The sequence below is a fragment of the Streptomyces netropsis genome (genome assembly GCF_014203545.1).
Lineage (GTDB): Bacteria > Actinomycetota > Actinomycetes > Streptomycetales > Streptomycetaceae > Streptomyces > Streptomyces netropsis.
Map to the genome: position 1 here is coordinate 126,917 of NZ_JACHJG010000005.1, position 22,253 is coordinate 149,169.

General features: G+C 74.4%; 9 protein-coding genes and 1 pseudogene. 8 read left to right on the forward strand and 2 right to left on the reverse strand.

Annotated elements, in window-relative coordinates:
• The first annotated feature begins 149 nt into the window (after positions 1-149).
• The 8 genes and pseudogenes from rpsL to FHS38_RS14140 form a co-directional block, all read left to right on the forward strand.
• Positions 150-521 carry a 30S ribosomal protein S12 gene (gene rpsL, locus FHS38_RS14105; protein WP_003948652.1) on the forward strand — a complete coding sequence of 124 codons (372 nt, stop codon included), beginning with the start codon at positions 150-152 and terminating at the stop codon, positions 519-521.
• A 2-nt stretch (positions 522-523) separates the two neighbouring features.
• Entirely contained in the window at positions 524-994 is a 471-nt protein-coding gene (gene rpsG, locus FHS38_RS14110) for a 30S ribosomal protein S7 (RefSeq protein WP_130878978.1), read from the forward strand.
• Positions 995-1,032: 38 nt separating this feature from the next.
• Positions 1,033-3,156, forward strand: coding sequence for an elongation factor G (gene fusA, locus FHS38_RS14115; RefSeq protein WP_130878979.1), 2,124 nt, complete (start codon positions 1,033-1,035; stop codon positions 3,154-3,156).
• Positions 3,157-3,324: 168 nt separating this feature from the next.
• A complete protein-coding gene (gene tuf, locus FHS38_RS14120) occupies positions 3,325-4,518 on the forward strand; it encodes an elongation factor Tu (RefSeq protein ID WP_130878980.1) in 1,194 nt (397 codons plus the stop codon).
• A gap of 175 nt (positions 4,519-4,693) precedes the next feature.
• The gene (locus FHS38_RS14125; RefSeq protein WP_184733895.1) at positions 4,694-5,479 is read left to right on the forward strand and encodes a thioesterase II family protein; all 786 of its coding nucleotides are present in this window, start codon (positions 4,694-4,696) and stop codon (positions 5,477-5,479) included.
• A 314-nt stretch (positions 5,480-5,793) separates the two neighbouring features.
• Positions 5,794-7,560: an SDR family NAD(P)-dependent oxidoreductase gene (locus tag FHS38_RS36055; protein WP_229822457.1), complete on the forward strand. Its 1,767-nt coding sequence runs from the start codon at positions 5,794-5,796 to the stop codon at positions 7,558-7,560.
• Positions 7,554-7,901, forward strand: a complete 348-nt coding sequence (locus tag FHS38_RS14135) for a hypothetical protein (RefSeq protein ID WP_184733896.1) — start codon at positions 7,554-7,556, stop codon at positions 7,899-7,901. The genes FHS38_RS36055 and FHS38_RS14135 overlap by 7 nt, the downstream gene beginning before the upstream one ends.
• 311 nt (positions 7,902-8,212) lie before the next feature.
• Positions 8,213-17,941: pseudogene (locus tag FHS38_RS14140) on the forward strand (SDR family NAD(P)-dependent oxidoreductase); the annotation flags it as partial.
• Between the two features lie 38 nt (positions 17,942-17,979).
• Here the strand turns inward: FHS38_RS14140 and FHS38_RS14145 are convergent.
• Positions 17,980-19,482: a PfaD family polyunsaturated fatty acid/polyketide biosynthesis protein gene (locus FHS38_RS14145; RefSeq protein ID WP_184734169.1), complete on the reverse strand. Its 1,503-nt coding sequence runs from the start codon at positions 19,480-19,482 to the stop codon at positions 17,980-17,982.
• A gap of 146 nt (positions 19,483-19,628) precedes the next feature.
• Positions 19,629-21,767, reverse strand: a complete 2,139-nt coding sequence (locus tag FHS38_RS14150) for a PIG-L family deacetylase (protein WP_221494982.1) — start codon at positions 21,765-21,767, stop codon at positions 19,629-19,631.
• Positions 21,768-22,253: the final 486 nt, after the last annotated feature.

Sequence of the window (22,253 nt, forward strand, 5' to 3'; positions counted from 1 at the left end):
GGGCCCAGACCGTAGCGGTCAGAGACGCCGAAATCTGCACCATTCCGCCGGTCGGCGGGGGTCTGCAGCCTTCGACACACCCGACCGCGTGGGTCGGCGAAACCCCAGGTTAGTTTTATCGTGATCGGCACACAGAAACCGGAGAAACGGTGCCTACGATCCAGCAGCTGGTCCGAAAGGGCCGGCAGGACAAGGTCGAGAAGAACAAGACGCCCGCACTCGAGGGTTCGCCCCAGCGTCGTGGCGTCTGCACGCGCGTTTTCACGACCACCCCGAAGAAGCCGAACTCGGCGCTCCGTAAGGTCGCGCGTGTGCGTCTGACCAGCGGCATCGAGGTCACCGCTTACATTCCGGGTGAGGGCCACAACCTCCAGGAGCACTCCATCGTGCTCGTGCGTGGCGGTCGTGTGAAGGACCTGCCGGGCGTTCGCTACAAGATCATCCGTGGCTCGCTCGACACCCAGGGCGTCAAGAACCGCAAGCAGGCTCGCAGCCGCTACGGCGCCAAGAAGGAGAAGTAAGAATGCCTCGTAAGGGCCCCGCCCCGAAGCGCCCGGTCATCATCGACCCGGTCTACAGCTCTCCTCTTGTCACCTCGCTGATCAACAAGATCCTGTTGAACGGCAAGCGTTCCACCGCCGAGCGCATTGTGTACGGCGCCATGGAAGGCCTGCGCGAGAAGACCGGCAACGACCCGGTCATCACCCTCAAGCGCGCGCTTGAGAACGTGAAGCCGGCCCTCGAGGTCAAGTCCCGCCGTGTCGGTGGCGCCACCTACCAGGTGCCGGTCGAGGTCCGTCCGGGCCGCGCCTCCACCCTGGCGCTGCGCTGGCTCGTCGGTTACTCCCGCGCCCGTCGCGAGAAGACCATGACCGAGCGCCTCATGAACGAGCTCCTGGACGCCTCCAACGGTCTCGGCGCTTCGGTCAAGAAGCGTGAGGACACGCACAAGATGGCCGAGTCCAACAAGGCCTTCGCGCACTACCGCTGGTAGTCGCTACCCACATCGAGACCGAGAGAAGACTGAGCCATATGGCCACCACTTCGCTTGACCTGGCCAAGGTCCGCAACATCGGGATCATGGCCCACATCGACGCGGGCAAGACGACCACCACCGAGCGGATCCTGTTCTACACCGGTGTTTCGTACAAGATCGGTGAAGTCCACGACGGCGCTGCCACGATGGACTGGATGGAGCAGGAGCAGGAGCGCGGCATCACGATCACGTCTGCCGCGACGACCTGCCACTGGCCGCTGAACGACGTCGATCACACGATCAACATCATCGACACGCCGGGCCACGTCGACTTCACCGTCGAGGTGGAGCGTTCGCTGCGCGTCCTCGACGGTGCCGTGACGGTGTTCGACGGCGTCGCCGGTGTTGAGCCGCAGTCCGAGACCGTTTGGCGTCAGGCGGACCGCTACGGCGTGCCGCGTATCTGCTTCGTCAACAAGCTCGACCGCACCGGCGCCGAGTTCCACCGCTGCGTCGACATGATCGTCGACCGCCTCGGTGCGGTGCCGCTGGTCATGCAGCTGCCGATCGGTGCCGAAGCCGACTTCAAGGGCGTGGTCGACCTCGTCCAGATGAAGGCTCTGGTCTGGTCCGCCGAGGCCGCCAAGGGCGAGATGTACGACGTCGTCGACATCCCGGCCACGCACACCGAGGCCGCCGAGGAATGGCGCGGCAAGCTCCTCGAGGGTGTCGCCGAGCACGACGACGCCATGATGGAGCTCTTCCTCGAGGGCCAGGAGCCCACCGAGGAGCAGCTGATGGCGGCCATCCGCCGCATCACGCTGGCCTCGCGTGGCAGCGCCGACTCCGTCACCGTCACCCCGGTGTTCTGTGGCACCGCGTTCAAGAACAAGGGCGTCCAGCCCCTGCTCGACGCGGTCGTGCGCTACCTGCCGTCGCCGCTCGACATCGAGGCTGTTGAGGGTCACGCCGTCAACAACCCCGACGAGGTCGTGAAGCGCAAGCCTTCCGACGACGAGCCGTTCGCCGGTCTTGCCTTCAAGATCATGAGCGACCCGCACCTCGGCAAGCTCACCTTCGTCCGGGTTTACTCGGGCCGCATGGAGACCGGCACCCAGGTGCAGAACTCCGTGAAGGGCAAGAAGGAGCGCATCGGCAAGATCTACCGCATGCACGCGAACAAGCGTGAGGAGATCGAGTCGGTGGGTGCCGGTGACATCGTCGCCGTCATGGGTCTGAAGCAGACCACCACCGGTGAGACCCTCTGTGACGCGGGCAAGCCGGTCATCCTCGAGTCCATGGACTTCCCGGCCCCGGTGATCCAGGTCGCCATCGAGCCGAAGTCCAAGGGCGACCAGGAGAAGCTGGGTGTCGCCATCCAGCGTCTCGCCGAGGAGGACCCGTCCTTCCAGGTCCACACGGACGAGGAGACGGGCCAGACCATCATCGCGGGTATGGGCGAGCTGCACCTCGACGTGCTGGTCGACCGTATGCGCCGTGAGTTCCGCGTCGAGGCGAACGTCGGCAAGCCGCAGGTCGCGTACCGCGAGACGATCCGCAAGGCCGTCGAGCGTATCGACTACACGCACAAGAAGCAGACTGGTGGTTCCGGCCAGTTCGCGAAGGTGCAGATGGCCATCGAGCCCCTCGAGGGCGACGGCTACGAGTTCGAGAACAAGGTCACCGGTGGCCGTATCCCGCGGGAGTACATCCCGTCCGTGGACGCGGGTTGCCAGGAGGCCATGGAGTTCGGCGTGCTGGCCGGCTACCCGCTGACCGGTGTCAAGGTGACGCTGCTCGACGGCGCCTACCACGACGTCGACTCGTCCGAACTCGCCTTCAAGATCGCCGGTTCCATGGCGTTCAAGGAGGGTGCTCGCAAGGCGTCCCCGGCTCTTCTCGAGCCGATGATGTCGGTCGAGGTCACCACCCCCGAGGACTACATGGGTGACGTCATCGGTGACATCAACTCCCGCCGTGGCCAGATCCAGGCCATGGAGGACCGTCACGGCGCCAAGCTCGTCAAGGGCCTGGTTCCGCTGTCGGAGATGTTCGGCTACGTCGGAGACCTCCGCAGCAAGACCTCGGGTCGCGCAAGCTACTCGATGCAGTTCGACTCCTACGCCGAGGTTCCGCGGAACGTCGCCGAGGAGATCATCGCGAAGGCCAAGGGCGAGTAACTCCGCGTCTTCGCACGCGAAGCTCACGCTTTAGGCTTTACACCGACTGTCGGGGCATACCGCAGCAATCCGCAGGAATGCAGCGGATGCCCCGGCGGACGGCACCCCAGCAAAGATCACCTGGCGCCGTTGAAGTAAGGCGTACAGAACCACTCCGTAGGAGGAACAGTGGCGAAGGCGAAGTTCGAGCGGACTAAGCCGCACGTCAACATCGGCACCATCGGTCACGTCGACCACGGTAAGACCACTCTTACCGCGGCGATCACCAAGGTGCTGCACGACGCGTACCCGGACCTGAACCCCTTCACGCCGTTCGACGAGATCGACAAGGCGCCGGAAGAGCGTCAGCGCGGTATCACGATCTCGATCGCTCACGTTGAGTACCAGACCGAGTCGCGTCACTACGCCCACGTCGACTGCCCGGGTCACGCGGACTACATCAAGAACATGATCACCGGTGCCGCCCAGATGGACGGCGCGATCCTCGTGGTCGCCGCGACCGACGGTCCGATGCCGCAGACCAAGGAGCACGTGCTCCTGGCCCGCCAGTCCGGCGTTCCGTACATCGTTGTCGCCCTGAACAAGGCCGACATGGTGGACGACGAGGAGATCATGGAGCTCGTCGAGCTCGAGGTCCGTGAGCTCCTCTCCGAGTACGAGTTCGACGGCGACAACTGCCCCGTCGTCCAGGTCTCGGCTCTCAAGGCGCTCGAGGGCGACAAGGAGTGGGGCGAGAAGCTCCTCGGCCTCATGAAGGCCGTGGACGAGAACATCCCGCAGCCCGAGCGTGACGTCGACAAGCCGTTCCTCATGCCGATCGAGGACGTCTTCACGATCACCGGTCGTGGCACCGTCGTCACCGGTCGTATCGAGCGTGGTGTCCTCAAGGTCAACGAGACCGTCGACATCATCGGCATCAAGACCGAGAAGACCACCACCACGGTCACCGGTATCGAGATGTTCCGCAAGCTGCTCGACGAGGGCCAGGCCGGTGAGAACGTCGGTCTGCTCCTCCGTGGCATCAAGCGCGAGGACGTCGAGCGCGGCCAGTGCATCATCAAGCCCGGTACGGTCACGCCGCACACCGAGTTCGAGGCCACGGCGTACATCCTGTCGAAGGACGAGGGTGGCCGTCACACCCCGTTCTTCAACAACTACCGTCCGCAGTTCTACTTCCGTACGACTGACGTGACCGGTGTTGTGACCCTCAAGGAGGGCACGGAGATGGTCATGCCCGGCGACAACGCCGAGATGACCGTCAACCTGATCCAGCCTGTCGCGATGGAGGAGGGCCTGCGCTTCACCATCCGTGAGGGTGGCCGCACCGTCGGCGCCGGCCAGGTCGTCAAGATCAACAAGTAATCACGCGGCCTCCGGGCCGAGTGTTACCGAAGGATCTGGGCGGGCCCCGCACATCATTCGATGTGCGGGGCCCGCCTTTTTTCGTGCCCGGGCTCCGTGTCCCGGCCGGGTGCTTCGTTCTGGCAAGGTGGCGCCGACGTACGCCGGGGAGCCGCGGCGGGATTGGACTGACGCCTTGACCATCCGGAACGAGGACGACGAGCTGTGGATCCGGCGTTTCCGTCCCTCGCCGGACAGTGCGGTCTCCCTGGTGTGCCTCCCGCACGCCGGAGGGTCGGCGAGCACGTACGCCGGCTTCTCCGAGGCGCTCTCCCCGGCGGTCGAGGTGCTGGCCGTGCAGTACCCCGGCCGGCAGGACCGCCGCTGGGAGGCGCCGGGCCGCACCGTCGCCGAGCTGGCGGACGCGGTGACGGACGCGCTCGCGCCCCGGCCCGGCCGTCCGGTGGCGCTGTTCGGGCACAGCATGGGGGGTGCGATCGCGTTCGAGGTGGCGCGCCGCCTGGAGGAGCGCGGCCGGGCCCCCGTCGCCCTCTTCGTCTCGGGCCGACGGGCCCCCTCCCGGCACCGCGAGCGCCTCGGCGCCGAGGCGCCCACCGACGAGGAGGTCGTGGCGGAGCTGCGGCGGCTCGGCGGCACGGACGCGGCCGTCCTGGCGGACGCCGCGCTGCTGCGGATCCTCCTGCCGGTGGTCCGGGCCGACTACCGGGTGGCGGGCTCCTACCGGGGCGAGCCCGGGGCGGCCGTCGGCTGCCCGCTGACCGCGCTGGTCGGCGACCGCGACCCGGAAACCACCATCGAGGAGGCCGGGGCCTGGGAAGCGCACACCACCGGGGGGTTCGAGCTGCGGATCCACCCGGGTGGGCACTTCTTCCTCGAGCCGAACCGGTCCGAGGTCATCGACGTGATCTCGGACGTGCTGCTGCCGAACGGCGCCGCCCGGCCCGCCCCCACGGCGGGGTGAGGCCGGGGGCTCTCGGCCCGTCCGTCGCCGACCGTTTCCGTCCAACGAGCGACGTGCCTTCGCGGCCCTGCCCCCCGAACGAGCGTGATGGCCCCTTCCTCCGGGGCCGGACGCGGAAGGAAGCCGTGGTCAACGCCTGCGGCGGGGCGCGGTGTGCGCGGGCCGGGGCTGCGGAACACCCCCGGCTGAGCGCCCACGGGAACCGGGATCAGGGGTTTTCCGGGGTGCTTTCTCTGGTCGAATGCCATCGGGGGAGGGCCGGCGTGCCGCGCGCCCCGCCATGGACGCGGTGACAGGTCATCAAGGGGGAAATCGTGGGTTCCAGGAACGTGCGCCCCGCGCTGCCGCGACCGGCGGCGGGCGGGTTGTCCGGGAGGCGGCTGTTCGGCGGACCCGGGGGTCCGCGCGGGGAGTTCCTCGGTGAGGGCACCCGGCGTCCGGTCACGGAAGTGCGCGACGCCGGGGACGATCGGCTGCCGCCCGTCCTGCCCGACACGGCCAGCACCGCGCCCGCCCCGCGCCGGCCCGAAGCCGCCGGCGCACCGGAGGACGAGGCGGCCCCGTTACGCACGGCCGAGTTCACGTACACCTGCACCTGGCAGCCCGCCCCTCTGACGGCCACCGCCCACGACACCCCCGCGGGCCCGGTGCTGATCCTGTACACCCCCGCCGGGCGGCCCCTGGCCGACGCGATCGCCGCGCGGCACGACACCGACGACATCGTCCACGTCGAACTGGGCACGGTCACCCGGCAGTCGGCCCCCGGCCGCTGGGAGCTCGACGCCGCGGCCCCCGAGGCTCCGGCCGCCCTGCGCGACACGCTCCCGAGGCCCCGCACCGTCTACTTCCTCGGCGGGCTGCGCGACGCCGCGAAGGACTCCACGGCGGAGCTGGACCGGGCCGAGGAGAGCGGCGTACGGGCACTGTTCCGCTGTGCCAGGCACCTCGTGATCCCGTCGGCCGCCACGCGGGAGACCGGCTGGAAGGTCGTCACGAACGACGCCTGGCCGGTCGCGGGCGGCCGGGTCGCGAACCCGTACGCGGCGGCCCTGGCCGGCATGGCCCGGGTGCTGGAGAACGAGCACCGGCGCTGGAGCGTCCCCGTCGTCGACCTCGGCCTCGACGGCCGCCTCCCCGGACCCGGCGACCCCCGCCGGCACGAACTCGCCGCCCTCGTCACCGCCGAACCGGCCGAACGCGGCGTCCGCGTCGCCCACCGCGACGGCGTGCGCCACCGGCAGGCGCTGCGCCCGGTCACCCTCCCGGCCGCCGACGCCGCCGCGATCCGCACCGGCGGCACGTACGCCGTCGTCGGCGGCGCGGGCGGCATCGGTCTGGAGACGGCCCGCTTCCTGGCCCGCGACCACGGCGCACGGGTGGCCCTGATCGGCCGCTCCCCGCTGGACGAGGACCGCCGACGCCGGATCGCCGACGCCGACCCCGACGGCTCGCGGCTGCTGTACGTACGGGCCGACGCCTCCGACGAGGACGGCCTGCGGGCCGGGCTCGCCCTGGTCCACGAGCGGTTCGGGCCCGTGCACGGTGTGTTCCACTCGGCGCTGGACCACACCGCCGCCGCCCTGGTCCGCAACCTCGACGAGAGCGCCCTGCGCGCCGGTCTCGCCGCCAAGACCGGGGTCAGTGTCGCGCTGGCCTCGGTCTTCGCCGCCGAACCGCTGGACTTCCTGCTGTTCTTCTCCTCCGCGCAGTCCTTCCTCGGCGACCCCGGCCTCGCCGGCTACGCCGCCGCGTCGACGTTCCAGGACGCCTATGCGCACGCCCTGGACCAGCGGATGCCGTTCCCCGTGCGCAGCATCGACTGGGGTTACTGGGGCACGGTCGGCGCCGTCGCGGGCGAGGTCCACCGCGCGCGGCTGACCCGGCAGGGCTTCCGCTCCATATCGCCGCGCGAAGGCTGGGACACCGTCCTGCGCGCCCTGGCCGGACCGGAGGCACAGGTGCTCGCCCTGCCCGCCGAGGAGATCCTCCTGGAGCGGCTGGGCCTGGGCGGCGAGCTGCGCACCCATGAAGCGCGGCCGGTGGCGCCCGCGCCCGTGACGGCCACCGCCCGACCGTGGTGACGGCCCGTGCACCGCGCCCGTGCGGGAGCGGTGACAGTGCCGTCGCCGTGGTCGGCACGGCGGGCATGCGTGGCGGGCGGGGCGCGGAGATGCCCCGCCGGGCCGGGGTGAGCGCGTTCGGGCTGGGTGGCATGGACGCGCACGCGGTGGTGGAGGAGTACGTCGAGGACCCCCGCCGCGCGGCGGACGTCGGGCCCGGGGTGTTCGTCCTCTCCGCGAAGAGCGAGGAGCGCCCCCACGCCGCGCCGTGCAGCGCCCCGGCGCCGACGCGCCCCTTCGCGAGGGAGCGGTACCGGGTACGGGTGGGGGAGCGGTTCGACGGCGGGCAGGGCGCGTCTTGAGTGATCCCACGGATGTCGGGCGGCGGGTCCCGCAGGGGGCGCCCGGACTCATCGAGGCGCGGCTGGCGGGCGTCCTGCGGGAGCTGCTCGGTGTGGGCGCCGCGGCGGTGACCACGACCGAGACGTTCGCCGAACTGGGACTGGACTACCCGACCTTGGCGATGTTCGCGCGGCGGACGGCGGCGGAGCTGGGAGCCGAGCGGTCCCCCTCCTTCCTCGCCCCCTTCCTCGACGGCGCCTCGACGCTGGCCTCGCTGGCCGCCCGGCTGTCCGGGCCGGCGGCGCCGCCCGCGCCGGACCACGCCCTGGTCGGGGCGGCCGTCGAACGGCCCGAAGGGCACGTCTTCACGGCGCGGCTGGCCTTGGCGGACCACCCTTGGCTCGCCGATCACGTGATCGCCGGTTCGGTGCTCCTGCCCGGTACCGCCTTCGTGGACCTCACCTCGCACATCGCCCACCGCATGGGCGTGCCCGTGGTCGAGGAGCTGACCCTGTCCGTCCCCCTCGCCCTGCCCGGGCCGGATCCGGCCGCCGCCCTGCGCGTCTCGGTGGACACCGCCGACGCCACGGGCCGACGGGCCTTCGCCGTCCACTCGCGGCCGGAGGACGCCCCGGGCGGCACGCCGTGGACGCGGCACGCCACCGGTGTGTTCGCCGCCGGGCGGGCAGCGGCCGCACGGCCTCCCACCGGCCACGCGGCGTGGCCGCCCGTCGGCGCCCGGGCCGTGCCGGTCGCGGGGACGTACGAGCGGTCGGCCCGGGCGGGGCTCGGCTACGGCCCGTCGTTCCAGGGCCTGCGGGCCGTGTGGCGGCAGGGCCGGGACGTGTACGCCGAGGTCGCGTTGCCCGGTGCCGTGCCGTCCGGGGGCTTCGGGGTGCACCCGGCCCTGTTGGACGCCGTGCTGCACGCGATCGCCTTCGGGGACTTCCTCGCGACGCCCGGCACGCCGTACCTCCCGTTCGCGTGGAGCGGGGTCCGGCTGCACGCGGCTCCCGGCGTGTCCGGGCTGCGGGTACGGATCTCCCCGGCGGGGACCGACATCGTGTCCCTGGAGGCAACGGATGCCACGGGCGTTCCCGTGGTCACCGTCGAGTCCCTGGCCCTGCGGCCGCTGCCGGCGAGTACGGGCGGCGGCTCGCTGTTCCAGGTCGACTGGGTGGAACTGCCCGCCACCGCCGCCGGTACGGCCGGGCGGCGTTGCGCGGTCCTCGGCGACGTTCCGGCGGTGTCCGCCGCGCTGTCGGCGGCGGGCGGGACGGTCGTGTCCGCCGCCGACCCGGCCGCGCTCGCGGCCTCGGGGACGGTCCCGGAGCTGGTGTTCGTCCCGTGCGCCGCGACGGCGACACCCGGCGGGGAGGCGGCCCGCGCGGCGGTGCGGTGGGCGCTGGCGCTCGCCCGGGCATGGTCGGGCGACGACCGCTTCGCGCGGTCCCGGCTGGTGTTCCTGACCCGGGGCGCGATGGCCGTCGCCACCGGGGACCGGGTGGACGACCCGGGACACGCGGCGGTCTGGGGCCTGCTGCGCTCGGCCCAATCGGAGCACCCGGACCGCTTCGTCCTCGTGGACGTGGAGGACACCACCCCGGACACCGCCCGCGCCCTGCTCTCCGCCCTCACGTCGGACGAACCCCAACTGGCCGTACGCGCGGGTGTCGTACACGTACCGCGCCTGGCCCGCGTGGCCCCGGGGCCGGGGGCGGATGCCTCCGCCGTTACGCCCGGCGCGGTCGCGGACGGCGTCCGGTCGGCCGGGCCGGGAGCGGACGTCACCGGGCCCGGCCCGGAGGGCGCGGGGACGGCCGCACGTGGCGCCCGCGCGCCGGGTGGGCCCGGCGCCGCCCCACCGACTGCGGGCGGTTCCGCCGGGCCGCCGCGCCCGGGCGCAGCGGACGCGACGGCCGCCGGGGCGAGTGGCTCCGAGCTGCCGGACGAGCCGATCGGGACCGCCCTCGCGTCCGGCGGGGCGGCTCCGGACACCGGCTGGGCCGGTCCCGGCACCGTCCTGGTCACCGGCGCGTCCGGCGCGCTCGGCGGGCTCGTCGCCCGGCATCTGGTGGCCGTACACGGCGTGCGGGGACTGCTGTTGCTCAGCCGCCGTGGAGCGCGGGCGCCCGGGGCCGAGGCGCTCGAAGCCGAGCTGGCCGGGCTCGGCGCGCACGTCACCACCGTGGCGTGCGACGCCGCCGACCGGGAGGCGCTGGCCGGTGCGCTCGCCCGGGTCCCGGCGGAGCGCCCGCTGACCGCCGTCGTGCACGCCGCCGGTGTGCTCGACGACGGTGTGCTGGGCGAGCTGACCCCCGCCCGCCTGGACGCCGTGCTGCGGCCGAAGGCGGACGCGGCGTGGAACCTGCACGAGCTGACCCGCCACCTGGACCTGTCCGCCTTCGTGCTGTTCTCCTCCGTCGCGGGCGTCATCGGCGGCCCGGGGCAGGCCAACTACGCCGCCGCCAACACCTTCCTGGACGCGCTGGCCCACCACCGCCGCGCCCGGGGCCTGGCCGGTCTCTCGCTCTCCTGGGGCCTGTGGGAGGGCGCCGACGACACGGCGGGCGGCATGGGCGGCACGCTCGACGGAGCCGGCCGCCGTCGCATGGACCGTACGGGCGTCACCGCGCTGTCCGCCCGTGAGGGCCTGCGGCTGCTCGACGCGGCGGCCGCGTCCGGCCGGGCGCACCTCGTGGCGATCGCCCTCGACCCGTCGGCGGCGGGTACGGGCGCGGGGCCCGTGCCGCCGCCACTGCGCGGCCCGGTCCGGAAGCCCGCCCCCGCCCGCCTCCTGTCCCTGCCCGGGCCCGGGCAGGGACAGGAGGCGCTGGCGCAGTGCGTGCGCGCCCAGATCGCGGCCGTGCTCGGCCACGCGGACGCCGGTGCGATCGAGTCGGACCGGCCGTTCGCCGAGCTGGGCTTCGACTCGCTCACCTCGGTGGAGTTCCGCAACCGGCTGGAACGCGCCCTGGGCGGCCCGCGCCTCCCCGCCACGCTGACCTTCGACCACCCCACCCCCGACGCGCTGGTGGAGTATCTGCGCGGCGAGCTCGGAAGCGGGGGAAGGGCCGCCGGGCCCGCCGGGGAGAACGACGAGCGCGGCCGGGAGCCCATCGCCATCGTCGGCATGGGCTGCCGCTACCCCGGAGGCGTCGGCACGCCCGAGGACCTCTGGCGGCTCGTCGCCACCGGCGCCGACGGCGTCACCGCCTTCCCCGAGGACCGGGGCTGGGACATCGAGGCGCTGTACGCACCGGACCCCGGGAACGAGGGCAGCACCCCCGCCCGGGAGGGCGGGTTCCTGCACGACGCTGCCGGGTTCGACGCCGGGTTCTTCGCCATGTCGCCGCGCGAGGCCCGCGCCACCGACCCGCAGCAGCGGCTCTTCCTGGAGACCGCCTGGGAGGCCGTCGAACGCGCGGGCATCGACCCGCACACCCTGCGCGGCAGCCGCACCGGCGTCTTCGCGGGCGTGATGTACCACGACTACGCCGGGGCCGGCGCGGCCGGCAGCGTCGTCTCCGGGCGGGTCTCGTACGCCCTGGGCCTGGAGGGCCCGGCCGTCACCGTGGACACGGCGTGCTCGTCGTCGCTGGTGGCGCTGCACCTGGCCGTGCACGCGCTGCGCCGCGGCGAGTGCGCGCTGGCGCTGGCCGGCGGGGTCACGGTCATGGCGACGCCGGAGACGTTCGTGGAGTTCGGCAGGCAGCGGGGGCTGGCGGCGGACGGGCGCTGCAAGTCCTTCGCGGCCGCGGCCGACGGCACGGGCTGGGCCGAGGGCGTCGGCGTGCTCCTCGTCGAGCGGCTCTCCGACGCACGCCGCAACGGCCACCGGGTCCTCGCGGTCGTCCGCGGCAGCGCCGTCAACCAGGACGGCGCCAGCAACGGGCTGACCGCGCCCAGCGGCCCGTCCCAGCAGCGCGTCATCCGCGACGCGCTGGCCGACGCGGGCCTGTCCGCCGACCGGGTCGACGCCGTCGAGGCGCACGGCACCGGCACCCGGCTCGGCGACCCGATCGAGGCACAGGCGCTGCTGGCGGCCTACGGACAAGGCCGGGCACCGGGGCGGCCGTTGTGGCTGGGGTCGGTCAAGTCGAACCTCGGCCACAGCCAGGCGGCCGCCGGTGTCGCGGGCGTCATCAAGACGGTCATGGCCCTGCGCAACGGGCTGCTGCCGCGCACCCTGCACGTCGACGAACCCACCCCGCACGTCGACTGGTCGGCGGGCGACGTGCGGCTGCTGACCGAGCCCGTGCCGTGGCCGGGCACGGCCGGTGAGGTGCGGCGGGCCGCCGTCTCGGCGTTCGGGCTGAGCGGCACGAACGCCCACGTGATCATCGAGGAGGCGGCGGAGGAGCCGGAAGGGGAACCGCCGTCGGACACCCCGCGCGGACCCCTGCCCTGGGTCCTCTCCGCCCGCACCCACGAGGCCCTCCGCGACCAGGCCGCCCGGCTGCGCACCTGGGCCTTGGACCGCCCCGCGCTGCGCCCGCTCGACGTGGCGTACGCGCTGGCGACGACCCGTTCCGTCTTCGCGTGCCGGGCGGTGGTGCTGGGGACCGGCCGCCGGGAACTGCTGGCCGGGCTGGCGGAGCTCGGGGGAGGGGCGGACACGGCGGCCGTCGTCGGTACGGCCGTGCCGGACACCCCCCTGACCGCGCTCGCGCGGGCGCACGCCCGTGGGGGACCGGCCCCGGACTGGGCCGCCGCCTTCGCCGGCACGGGCGCGCGGGCCGTGGAACTGCCCACGTACGCCTTCCAGCGCGAGCGGTACTGGGCGACGCGCCCGGCCCCCGGCACCGACGCCGCCCACCTCGGGCTGCGCGCCGCCGCCCACCCCCTGCTGGGCGCGGCCGTCACGCTCGCCGACACCGCCGGGCTGCTGCTGACCGGCCGCCTCTCGCTCCGCACCCACCCCTGGCTCGCCGACCACACCGTGGACGGCACGGTGCTGCTGCCCGGCACCGCCTTCGTCGAACTGGCCCTCCGGGCCGGGGGCGAGGCGGGCTGCGACGTCCTGGAGGAACTCACGCTCCGGGCGCCGCTGATCCTCCCCACCGGCGGGGTGCGGCTCCAGGTGACGGTCGGCGAACCCGACGAGGGCGGCCGCCGCCCGCTGGCCGTGCACTCCCAGGCGGACGAAGCGGGCGCGGACGCCTGGGTCCGGCACGCCACCGGCGTGCTGGCCACCGGCGCCCCGACGGCCCCGCCCGCGGCGGGGGAGTGGCCGCCGGAAGGCGCCGAGGAACTGCGGCCGGAGGACGTCTACGCCGCCATGTCCGCGGCCGGACTGGAGTACGGGCCGGCGTTCCGCGGCGTACGGGCCGTGTGGCGGCACGGCGCCGACCTGCTCGCGGAGGTCGCCCTGCCGCCCGGCACGGAACCGGACGCCACCGCGTACCGCCTGCACCCGGCCCTGCTCGACGCCGCGCTGCACCCGTTGGCCCTGGGCCTGTCCGGAACGGGCGGCGAACCCGGGGGAAGGCCCCGGCTGCCCTTCGCCTGGCGCGGTGTCGCCCTGCACGCCTCGGGCGCGGGCGCCCTGCGCGTCCGGCTGACGGCCGGGGCGGGCGGGGTGCGCCTGCACCTCCACGACGCGGCCGGCGGCCCGGTGGCGACGGTGGACTCCCTCGTCGTACGCCACCTGCCGGAAGGAACCCTCGGCGCCGCCGGGGCGCGGGAGACTCCACTCCTCCGTGTCGAGTGGACGCCCCTCCCGGTCCCCCTTCCGGCGGAACCGGTGGCGCGGAGCGTGCCGTGGACGGTCCTCGGCCCGGACGGCCCGGCGCTGGCCGAGGCGTTGGAAGCGAACGGCTCACGGGTACGGGTCCACGGCGACCTCGCCTCACTGGCCGCCGCGCCGCCGCCCGGCCTGGTGCTCGTCCCCTTCTTCCCGCGCCCCGCCGAGGCCCTCGCGGCCACCGCCCGCACGGCGGCGCACCGGGCCCTGTCCCTGGCCCAGGGCTGGCTGGCCGAGGACCGCTTCGCGCGGTCGCGGCTCGTACTGGTCACCCGGGGCGCGGCGGGCGCCGGCCCGACCGGCCCGGCGCACGCGGCCCTCTGGGGGCTGATCCGCTCCGCCCAGTCCGAACACCCGGGCCGCTTCGTCCTCCTGGACCTCCCGGAGCCGGATGCCCCTTCGGGCATCCCCTTGGCTGGCCTCCCGGCGGCCCTGGCGTCGGGCGAACCCCAACTGGCCCTGACGGCCGACGGGTCGCTGTGGGTGCCGCGCCTGGTACGGGTGAACACCGCGGCCTCCGGCACGGCCGCTGGGCGCGCGGCGCGATCGGGTGATGTCGCCGCGCAAGGCGTGGTCGTGGGGCCCGACGGGGTCGCCGCCGCGCGACCGGAACGGCCGGGCGGCGGTGCCGTGCCGTCGGACGGGTCCGATGTGGCCGCTGGGCGCGCGGCCTGGCCGGGCGGCGCCCACGCCCAACGCCCGGGTGCGACGCCTACCCGGCGTGCGAAGTCCGGTGGGCTTCCCGCGCCGTCCGGTCCGGCCGTCGGACGCGCGGCCCGGTCGGGTGATGTCGACGCCCAAGGCGCGGGCGTCGCGCAGCCCCCGGGTGCGCGGGCCGGGCGAGCCGTCTGGGATCCCACCGGCACGGTGTTGATCACCGGTGCCACCGGCACTCTCGGCGGGCTCGTCGCCCGGCACCTCGTCCGCGAGCACGGCGTCCGGCACCTTCTCCTGGCCGGGCGGCGGGGGCCGAGCGCGCCCGGCGTGGCGGAGCTGGCGGACGAGCTGACCCGGCTCGGCGCGGACGTGTCGGTCGTCGCCTGCGACGTCGCCGACCGGGCCGCCCTGCGGGAGCTCCTCGTGGGGGTGCCCGAGGCGCGTCCGCTGACCGGGATCGTGCACGCCGCCGGTGTCCTCGACGACGGCGTGTTCGTCTTGCTCACCCCCGAGCGGCTCGACCGCGTGCTGCGGCCGAAGGTCGACGCCGCCGTGCACCTGCACGAGCTGACGCGTGAACTCGGTATCGAGCTGTCCGCGTTCGTGCTGTTCTCCTCCGTGTCCGGCGTGCTGGGCGGGCCCGCCCAGGCCGGCTACGCCGCCGCGAACGCCTTCCTCGACGCCTTGGCCCGCCACCGCCACGCGCACGGACTCGCCGCCACCGCCCTCGCCTGGGGGCTGTGGGAGGAGATCAGCGAGATGACCGGCGGCCCGGCCGGGGCCGCCCGCGACCGGATGGCCCGTACCGGGTTCCTGCCGCTGGCCACCGAGGACGGGCTCGCGCTGTTCGACGCCGCGCAGGCGACCGGCGACGCCGCGCTCGTGCCCGTGCGGCTGGACCTCCGCGCCCTCGCCGCGCACGACGTGCCGCCCCTGCTGCGCGGGCTGGTGAAGCCGTCCGCGCGGCGGGCCGCACAGCACGACGGGCCCGCATGGGCGGACCGGCTGGCCGCACTGCCTGGCGCCGAGCGCGAACGGGCGGTCCTGGACCTCGTCCGCGACCGCACGGCCACGGCCCTCGGCTTCGCGTCGCTGCACGCCGTCGAGGCCGTACGCACCTTCCAGGAACTGGGCGTCGGCTCGCTCACCTCGGTCGAACTGCGCAACCGCCTCGCCACCGACACCGGCCTGCGGCTGCCCGCGACGCTGGTCTTCGACCACCCCACACCCCAGGAACTGAGCCGGTACCTGCTCTCCCAGCTCCCCGAACCGGCCCCGGCCCTAACCTCGGCCCCTCCCGCGCCGGTGGCCGGGCAGGACACGGAAGACCCCGTCGCGATCGTGGCCGTGGCGACGGCAGGCACGCTCGCCTTCGACCCGGAGTTCTTCGAGGAGCCGTCCGCCGGACGGCTCGCGGAGACCGCCTGGGAGGCGTTCGAGTCCGCCGGAATCCTCCCGGCGGACTGGTCCGGCGCGGGCGGCCATGTGGGCGTCTTCGTCGGCCGCACCCACCGCGCCCCCGGCACCGACGCGGGCCGGATCTCCGCCACGTACGGCTTCCACGGCCCGGCGGTCACCCTCGACACGACGGACACGCCCGCCCTGACGGTGCCGCACCTGGCGGTCCAGTCCCTGCGCCGCCACGAGAGCGGGCTCGCTCTGGCGGCCGAGGTGACCGACGCGGGCTGCGCGGTGCTCGTCCTGCAACGCCTCTCCGACGCCCGCCGCCACGGCCACCCCGTACTGGCCCTCGTGACGGACAGCGCGGCCGGCCGGGGCGCGGCAGGAGAAGGGGACCGGCCCGGTGACCCGGGCCTGGCCGGGCTCATCGCGTCGGTGCGGTCCTTGCGGGAGGGCGCGCCGACGCACCCGCCCGCGCCGCGCGTCTCCGCCCTCGGCGCGGACGGGACGCACGCCCGCGTGGTCCTCGGCGAGGCCCCAGCCGGTACCGCGCCCGCCGCGCCCGCCCCCGGCGGTCGGCCCGGGATGCCGTCGACGGTGTGCGTGGTGTCGGCCGCGTCCACCGACGCGCTACGGGCCCAGGCCCACAGGCTCCGGGCGCACCTGAGGCAACACCCCGGCCTCGCCCCGGCGGCGGTCGCCCACGCCCTGGCCACGACCCGTACGGCCTTCGCCCACCGCGCGGCCCTCGTCGTGGACGGCCGCGAGGAACTCCTCGACGCGCTCACGGCCTTGGCCGACGGCGAGGACAGCGCCGCCCTCATGCGCGGGGAGGCGACCGGTCCCACCCCGCCGACCCTGCGTTTCGCCGCGCACGACGGCCGCAGGCCCGTGTTCGGGCGGGGCCTCTACCGCGCGTTCGGCCCGTACGCCGAGGCGTTCGACGAGACGGTCGAGCTGCTGGACGCCTCCCTGGGACGCCCGATGCGGGACGTCGTCTGGTACGAGCCGGTGCTGCTGGAAAAGCCCGAGTACGGCCACCCGGCGCTCTTCGCCGTCCAGGTCGCGACGTTCCGGCTGCTGGACCACCTGGGCCTGCGGCCGGACCGGCTCACCGGAACCGCGGTCGGCGCCGTGGCCGCCGCCCATGCCGCGGGCGTGCTCGACCTGCCCGACGCGGCCGCGCTGGCCGTGGCACACGGGCGGCTGGTGGCCGGGGCACCGCCGGAGGAGTTCGAGCGGGTGACCGGGCGTCTGACCTACCGGGCGCAAACGATCCCTCTGGTGTCCGGCACGGGCCGGGCCGTACCCGACGAGGGGCCGGCCTCGCCCGCGTACTGGCTCCGCCGGGCCGAGGCGGGCCCCCCACCCGCGGCCGACGTGCTGGAACTCGGTCCGTACGGCCCGTACTTCGGCCCGAACGGACCCGTGGACGGTGCGTCCCAGACGCGCGCGCTGGCCGAGACCCTCGGCCGGGCGTACGTGCGGGGGCTGCCGCTGAACTGGGACGCGCTGTACGGGGGCGGCGGCCGAGCGGTGAGCCCCGGTCGGTACCTCGGCCTGCCGACGTACGCCTTCCAGCGGGTCGAAGCCCCTGCGGACACCGTCGAACGCGGTGATCCCGACGCCCTGGCCGGCCTCCTCGACCTGCGTGGCGACGAGCCCCTGGACGTCGTCCTGTCGGCAGTGTCCACGTGGCGGCGACGCCGGCTGAGGCAGCGGAACGCCTGGCGAGCGCTGCCCGACCCGGGGACCGCCGCCCTGTCCGGGACCTGGCTCGTCGCCCTGCCGACAGGCACCTCCGGCGACGACCTCACCGAACCGCTCCTGGGCGCCCTGCTGCGGCACGGCGCGAACGTCCTGCCCTTCCCGGTGCACCAGGCGTCCGCCGACCGCGCCGACCTCGCCGACCGTCTGCGCCGGCTCCTGGCCGAACGCGGCCCGCTGGCCGGTGCGCTGTCCTGTCCCACCGCTGCCGACGGCCCCGTCGACGGCACGCGCGCCCTGCTCCACGCGCTCGGCGACACCGCCCCCGAAGCGCCCGTCCGGTGCCTGACGCGCGGCGCGCTGCCCACGGACCCGTCCGCCCCCGCACCGTCCGCCGCCTGGGACCTCGTGCGCGCGGTCACGCGCGAACACCCCGGGCGCGGCACAGGGGTGATCGACCTTCCGCCGATCGTCGACGAACGCGCCCGCGCCCGCCTGTGCGCGGCCCTCGCGGCGGGGCACCAGGAGCGTGAGCTCGCGGTGCGCGACGCGGCGGTGTTCGGCCGCCACGGCTGACGGCGCAGCGGTCAGCGCGCCGAAGGCCCCACGGCCGGCGCCGCCCCCTCCAGCATCGCGCGGGCCACCTCGTCCGCGTGGCGGTCCTGCCAGGCGCCGAGCCCCGTCGTGCGGAGCCACTGGTTGCAGGCGCCCAGCGCGGGGCCGCAGGGGATCTGGAAGTCGACCTCGCGGCCCGCCTCGCCCGCGACCGCCAGACGCAGGGCACCGTCGCAGTACCAGCGGAAGACGAGGGCCATCCGCCGCTTCGCGTCCGGCTCCGGGGCGCCCGGGGCGGCGGCGCGCAGCCGCGCGTACACCGCGTCGAACGTGTCCCGGAAGTACCGTTCCTCGACGTCGCGCCGGACCGCCGGGGCGACGGCCTCCCAGGACGGGTGGAGGCGCCACAGGTCGTACAGCCTGTCGGCGCGGGCGGGGAAGAGGACGCCCTTCTTCACCACCCGGGCGCGCCCGCCGAGTTCGAACAGGTCGCCGTGGGGCGCGTACGTGGTGTCGTGCACGTCCAGGCCCTGGAGCAGGTCCTTCGCGCGGGCGCTGATGCCGCTCTCGACGGTGCAGAGGTTGACCGAGCCGGTCAGGACGAAGTCGGCGCCGAGGACGAAGGCCGCGGCCGCCGCCTCCGGGGTGCCGATGCCGCCGCCCCCGCCGACGCGGACCCGCCCCGCCGCGGGGAACGCGCGGGCGAACCGATCGCGCAGCCGGATGACGGACGGCAGCAGGGCGGGCAGGACGCCCATGTCGGTGTAGCCGCCGGCGTCGCCCGTCGCGCAGAGGTCGTCGGCCATCGGCAGCAGCGGGGCCGCCGCGGCCTCCCCCGCCGTGATGGCGCCTTCGGTGCGGAGCCGGGTCACGAGCCGCGCCGGTGCCGGCCCCAGGAAGAGCCGGGCGCCGTCCGGGCGGGTCACCTTGGCCAGCAGCTTCCGTGGGGCGTGCGCGCGGCCGTCGGCCAGGACCCGCGCGCCGCGCAGCCGGTACCGCACCAGGGCGGGGGTGATCCGGACGTAGGCCGACGCCTCCAGGAAGCGGACCCCGGCGTGCAGGGCCGCGTCCACCACGTCGTCCTCCGCCGTGGGGTCGAAGGGGCGGTGGGTGAGGTTGACGCCGAAGGGCGCGGCGGGGCCGAGGCGGTCTCCGAGGGTGCGCAGCGCCGCGGCGATCTGGGTGCGGGTCAGGCCGCCGGTGCCGAGGAAGGAGAGGATCCCGGCGCGGGCGAGCCGGACGACGAGGCCGGGCGGGCCGATGCCCCCGTGCATGCCGCCCGCCGCGTACGCGTACCGCACGCCGTACTCCTCGCGGAAGGCGGTGGAGCCGAGCGTCCCGGCGGTGCGGCGGGCCGGTCCGGCCGGGACGACGGGATCCGCGGCCGGGCCCAGCGGTGTCGCCTCCTTCCCCGCCCGCGCCGCGGTGTGCTCCAGGCATTCCCGGACCGACTCGGTCGGCACGGGGCCCACCACGGCGTCGGGCACCACGCCCCAGGACGCGCGCGCACCCACGGCCACCGGATCGAGCGACATGGTCACCTCTGGACACCTCTCGTCCGTGTGCCCAGGAGGCTGGGCCCGCCCGCGCCACGCCGGGCAGCGGGAACACGGACGAGAACCTCCGCCGGCCCCTCGAGGTCACCCTCGGCCCAGGGGGCGGCGGCCACGGGAGGCGTCGGTCAGCCGCCGGCGGCGGGGCCCGCGCGCCAGACCCACGGGGTGGCGTCCGGGCCGAGGGCCACCGCGCACAGCTGCTGTCCCGCGTCCGTGAGCAGCGAGGGCGTGCCCACGGGGAGGAGCCCGCCCGTCGCGCGCCGCGGCTCGGAGCCGGGGTCCGCCGCGTCCTGGAGCTGTATCTCGCCGCTCACGGCCCGGCCCAGCACCATGACGGTGTCCTTGCCGCGGGCGGCCACGGACCGCGCGACGATCGGCCCGTAGCCCGCGAAGTTCTCCAGACCGGTGCCGCTGACCTGCTCGGCGGCGACCTGCTGGCCGCCTCCGCCGCTGGGCACGAAGCGGTAGACGACCGGTTCCCGGGCCGCCGGGGTGCGGTAGACGACGTTCAGCCCGCCGTCGGGGCCGACGGCCGCCGCGGGCTGGTCGCCGGGCTGCGGCAGGCCCGTGAGCGGCTGGTGGCGGACCGGCCCGGAGGGGGTGTCCTGGGCCCAGTGGTGCACGGTGTCGCGGCCCGCGCCGAAGACGTGCACACGCTTGTCCCGGTCCAGCACGACGGTCAGGCCGTCCTGGATCTCCTGGCCGTGCAGGCTCTGCCACTTCCCCCACCGGCCGTCGGCCTCGCGGACCCGGCTGGAGACGCCCTTGCCGGCGTTGCGGACGAAGAGGTGGACCCGCCCGTCGGGGGTGGCGACCGCGGCCGGCATGCCGACGCGGCGGCCCCGGTCGGGCTTGCGCTCGGGGTTGCCGAGGCCCGTCCAGGCCTTGAAGGCACCGCCGGGCTCGCGCTGCTCCAGGACCGCGATCTCGCGGGTGTTGGCCCGGCTGTCGAGGGCGGAGAACCGCAGGGCGAACAGCAGCCGGCGCCCGGCGGCGTCCTTGACCGAGGCGAGGGCGGGGGCGAGGGGGCCGCCGCCGAGGTTCTGCGGCGCGCCCCAGCGGCCGCTGCCGGGGGAGGACTCCACCCAGCGCACGGCCTGGGCGCCCAGCACGCCGTACGCCTCCAGGCGCCCGGCCTTGTCGGTGTCGGCCACGGGCATCGCACCGGGGTAGCGGTAGTGGGTGGAGCGGATCCAGCCCTTGCGGTTCTTCAGCGGGCGGTCGCCGCCCTGGCCGTAGTCACCGCAGCCGGCGGCGTTGGAGCAGTCCCAGGACGGGTCCCCGCCGTACGCCTGGACCAGGCGGTGCTTGGTGTCCACGACGTCCTGCGGCAGATTGTGCGGCCAGCGCTGGTTGTAGTAGCCGCGGAAGGCAGTGGTGGTGAAGCGGGGGGCCCGGCCGTCGCGCTTGGTGGCGTCGGCCGCCCACTGGGACATGGCCTTCCAGGAGAACAGCGCGGTCGGGGTGTGGTCGCGGTGGTCCGAGCACGCCCCGTAGTCGTTGTCCTTGGGGTGGGTGGCGTCGTGGACCTGGTAGTCGGGGTCCGGGTCCAGGGTGTGGATCACCGTCGGCCGGAACCGGTCCATGATCGCGGCCAGCGCGTCCACCAGCGTGTTGTGCCGGTAGGTGCTGGTGGTGGTGCAGGGCGAGCCGGTGGAGACCAGGCTCTGCATGGCGGCGCGGGGGTCCTCCCACAGATGCGGGATGCGCACGTTGTTCGCGGACTGCATGGCGATGTTCAGGAAGATCAGCCGGACGGTGTGCTTCCCGTCGCCCAGCTCGTTGGTCTCGGCCTTCACGCCCCCGGGGAGGTCCATGACGGACTTCTTCCAGGCCGAGAACTTGTCCATGCCGATCATCTCGGCGTACGCCTGGCGCAACCCCTGGTGCCGGGCGGAGGCGTACGCGGCCTTGTCCGGCTTGGTCTTCGGCATCCCCTCGATCCAGTTCCGCCCGACCGCCTCGCCGGCCGTCACGTAGACCGAGACGACGGGCACACCGGCTCTCGCGATGTTCTCGGCGTCGGGGTTCATGAAGTACAGGTCGTCGTCGGGGTGCGCCATGATCTGCAGGAGCAGGGCATGCTTGCGGTCGTCGAACAACTGTGTTGCCCTGGGGTCGACGGCCCGGGTGGGCCTCGGGGCGGGCTGCCTGTTCTTCCCGGAGTCGCCACCGCTGCAGCCCACCGCCGTGACCAGTGTGGTGGCCGCCACGCCGGTGAGCGCGGCCCTGCGGGAGATGGCCCAGCGCGGTGAGATGTTCAACTCCGTGACTCCGTCCCGTCGTGCAGCGCCTGGTCCCCGGCTGCCCCAGCGTGTTAGGGGACGGCGAGGGGATCGCGTCGGTTGCCCAAGACCCGACAATGCCTGTTAACGGATTGGGCAAGATTCGGGTCGCGCGGCCGGTGCCGGGAGATGCGGACGAGCCGGACGAGCCCGGACGAGGCGGCCGGGGCAGTAGCAAACTCAAGGCCCATAGTGTCCTGTATGTCGGCGGGGTGGTTTGACAACTGCGCCGGTCGGGGTACCTTCTTCGGCTGCGATTGGCGCACCTTCCAGCACGTATGGCACACTGTTCAGGTTGCTCGGTTGAGTGCCAATGCTGCGCGCCTCCCGCCGGGAGGACTGGAAGCGAGTCCCGCAGTACTCGTCACCCCTTTACGGGGTGGAAGTACGGGAATCTTCCGGGAAGTGTCAGCGTGGCCCCGGCCAGGCGCTCGGTGGGTGCCCTTCCCCCACAGCCCCCTTCAT

What these genes read in the sequence shown, in the direction of transcription:
- rpsG (WP_130878978.1), top strand. Translation starts at nt 524, where the DNA reads ATGCCTCGTAAGGGCCCCGCCCCGAAGCGCCCGGTCATCATCGACCCG.
- fusA (WP_130878979.1), top strand. Translation starts at nt 1,033, where the DNA reads ATGGCCACCACTTCGCTTGACCTGGCCAAGGTCCGCAACATCGGGATC.
- FHS38_RS14145 (WP_184734169.1), bottom strand. Translation starts at nt 19,482, where the DNA reads ATGTCGCTCGATCCGGTGGCCGTGGGTGCGCGCGCGTCCTGGGGCGTG.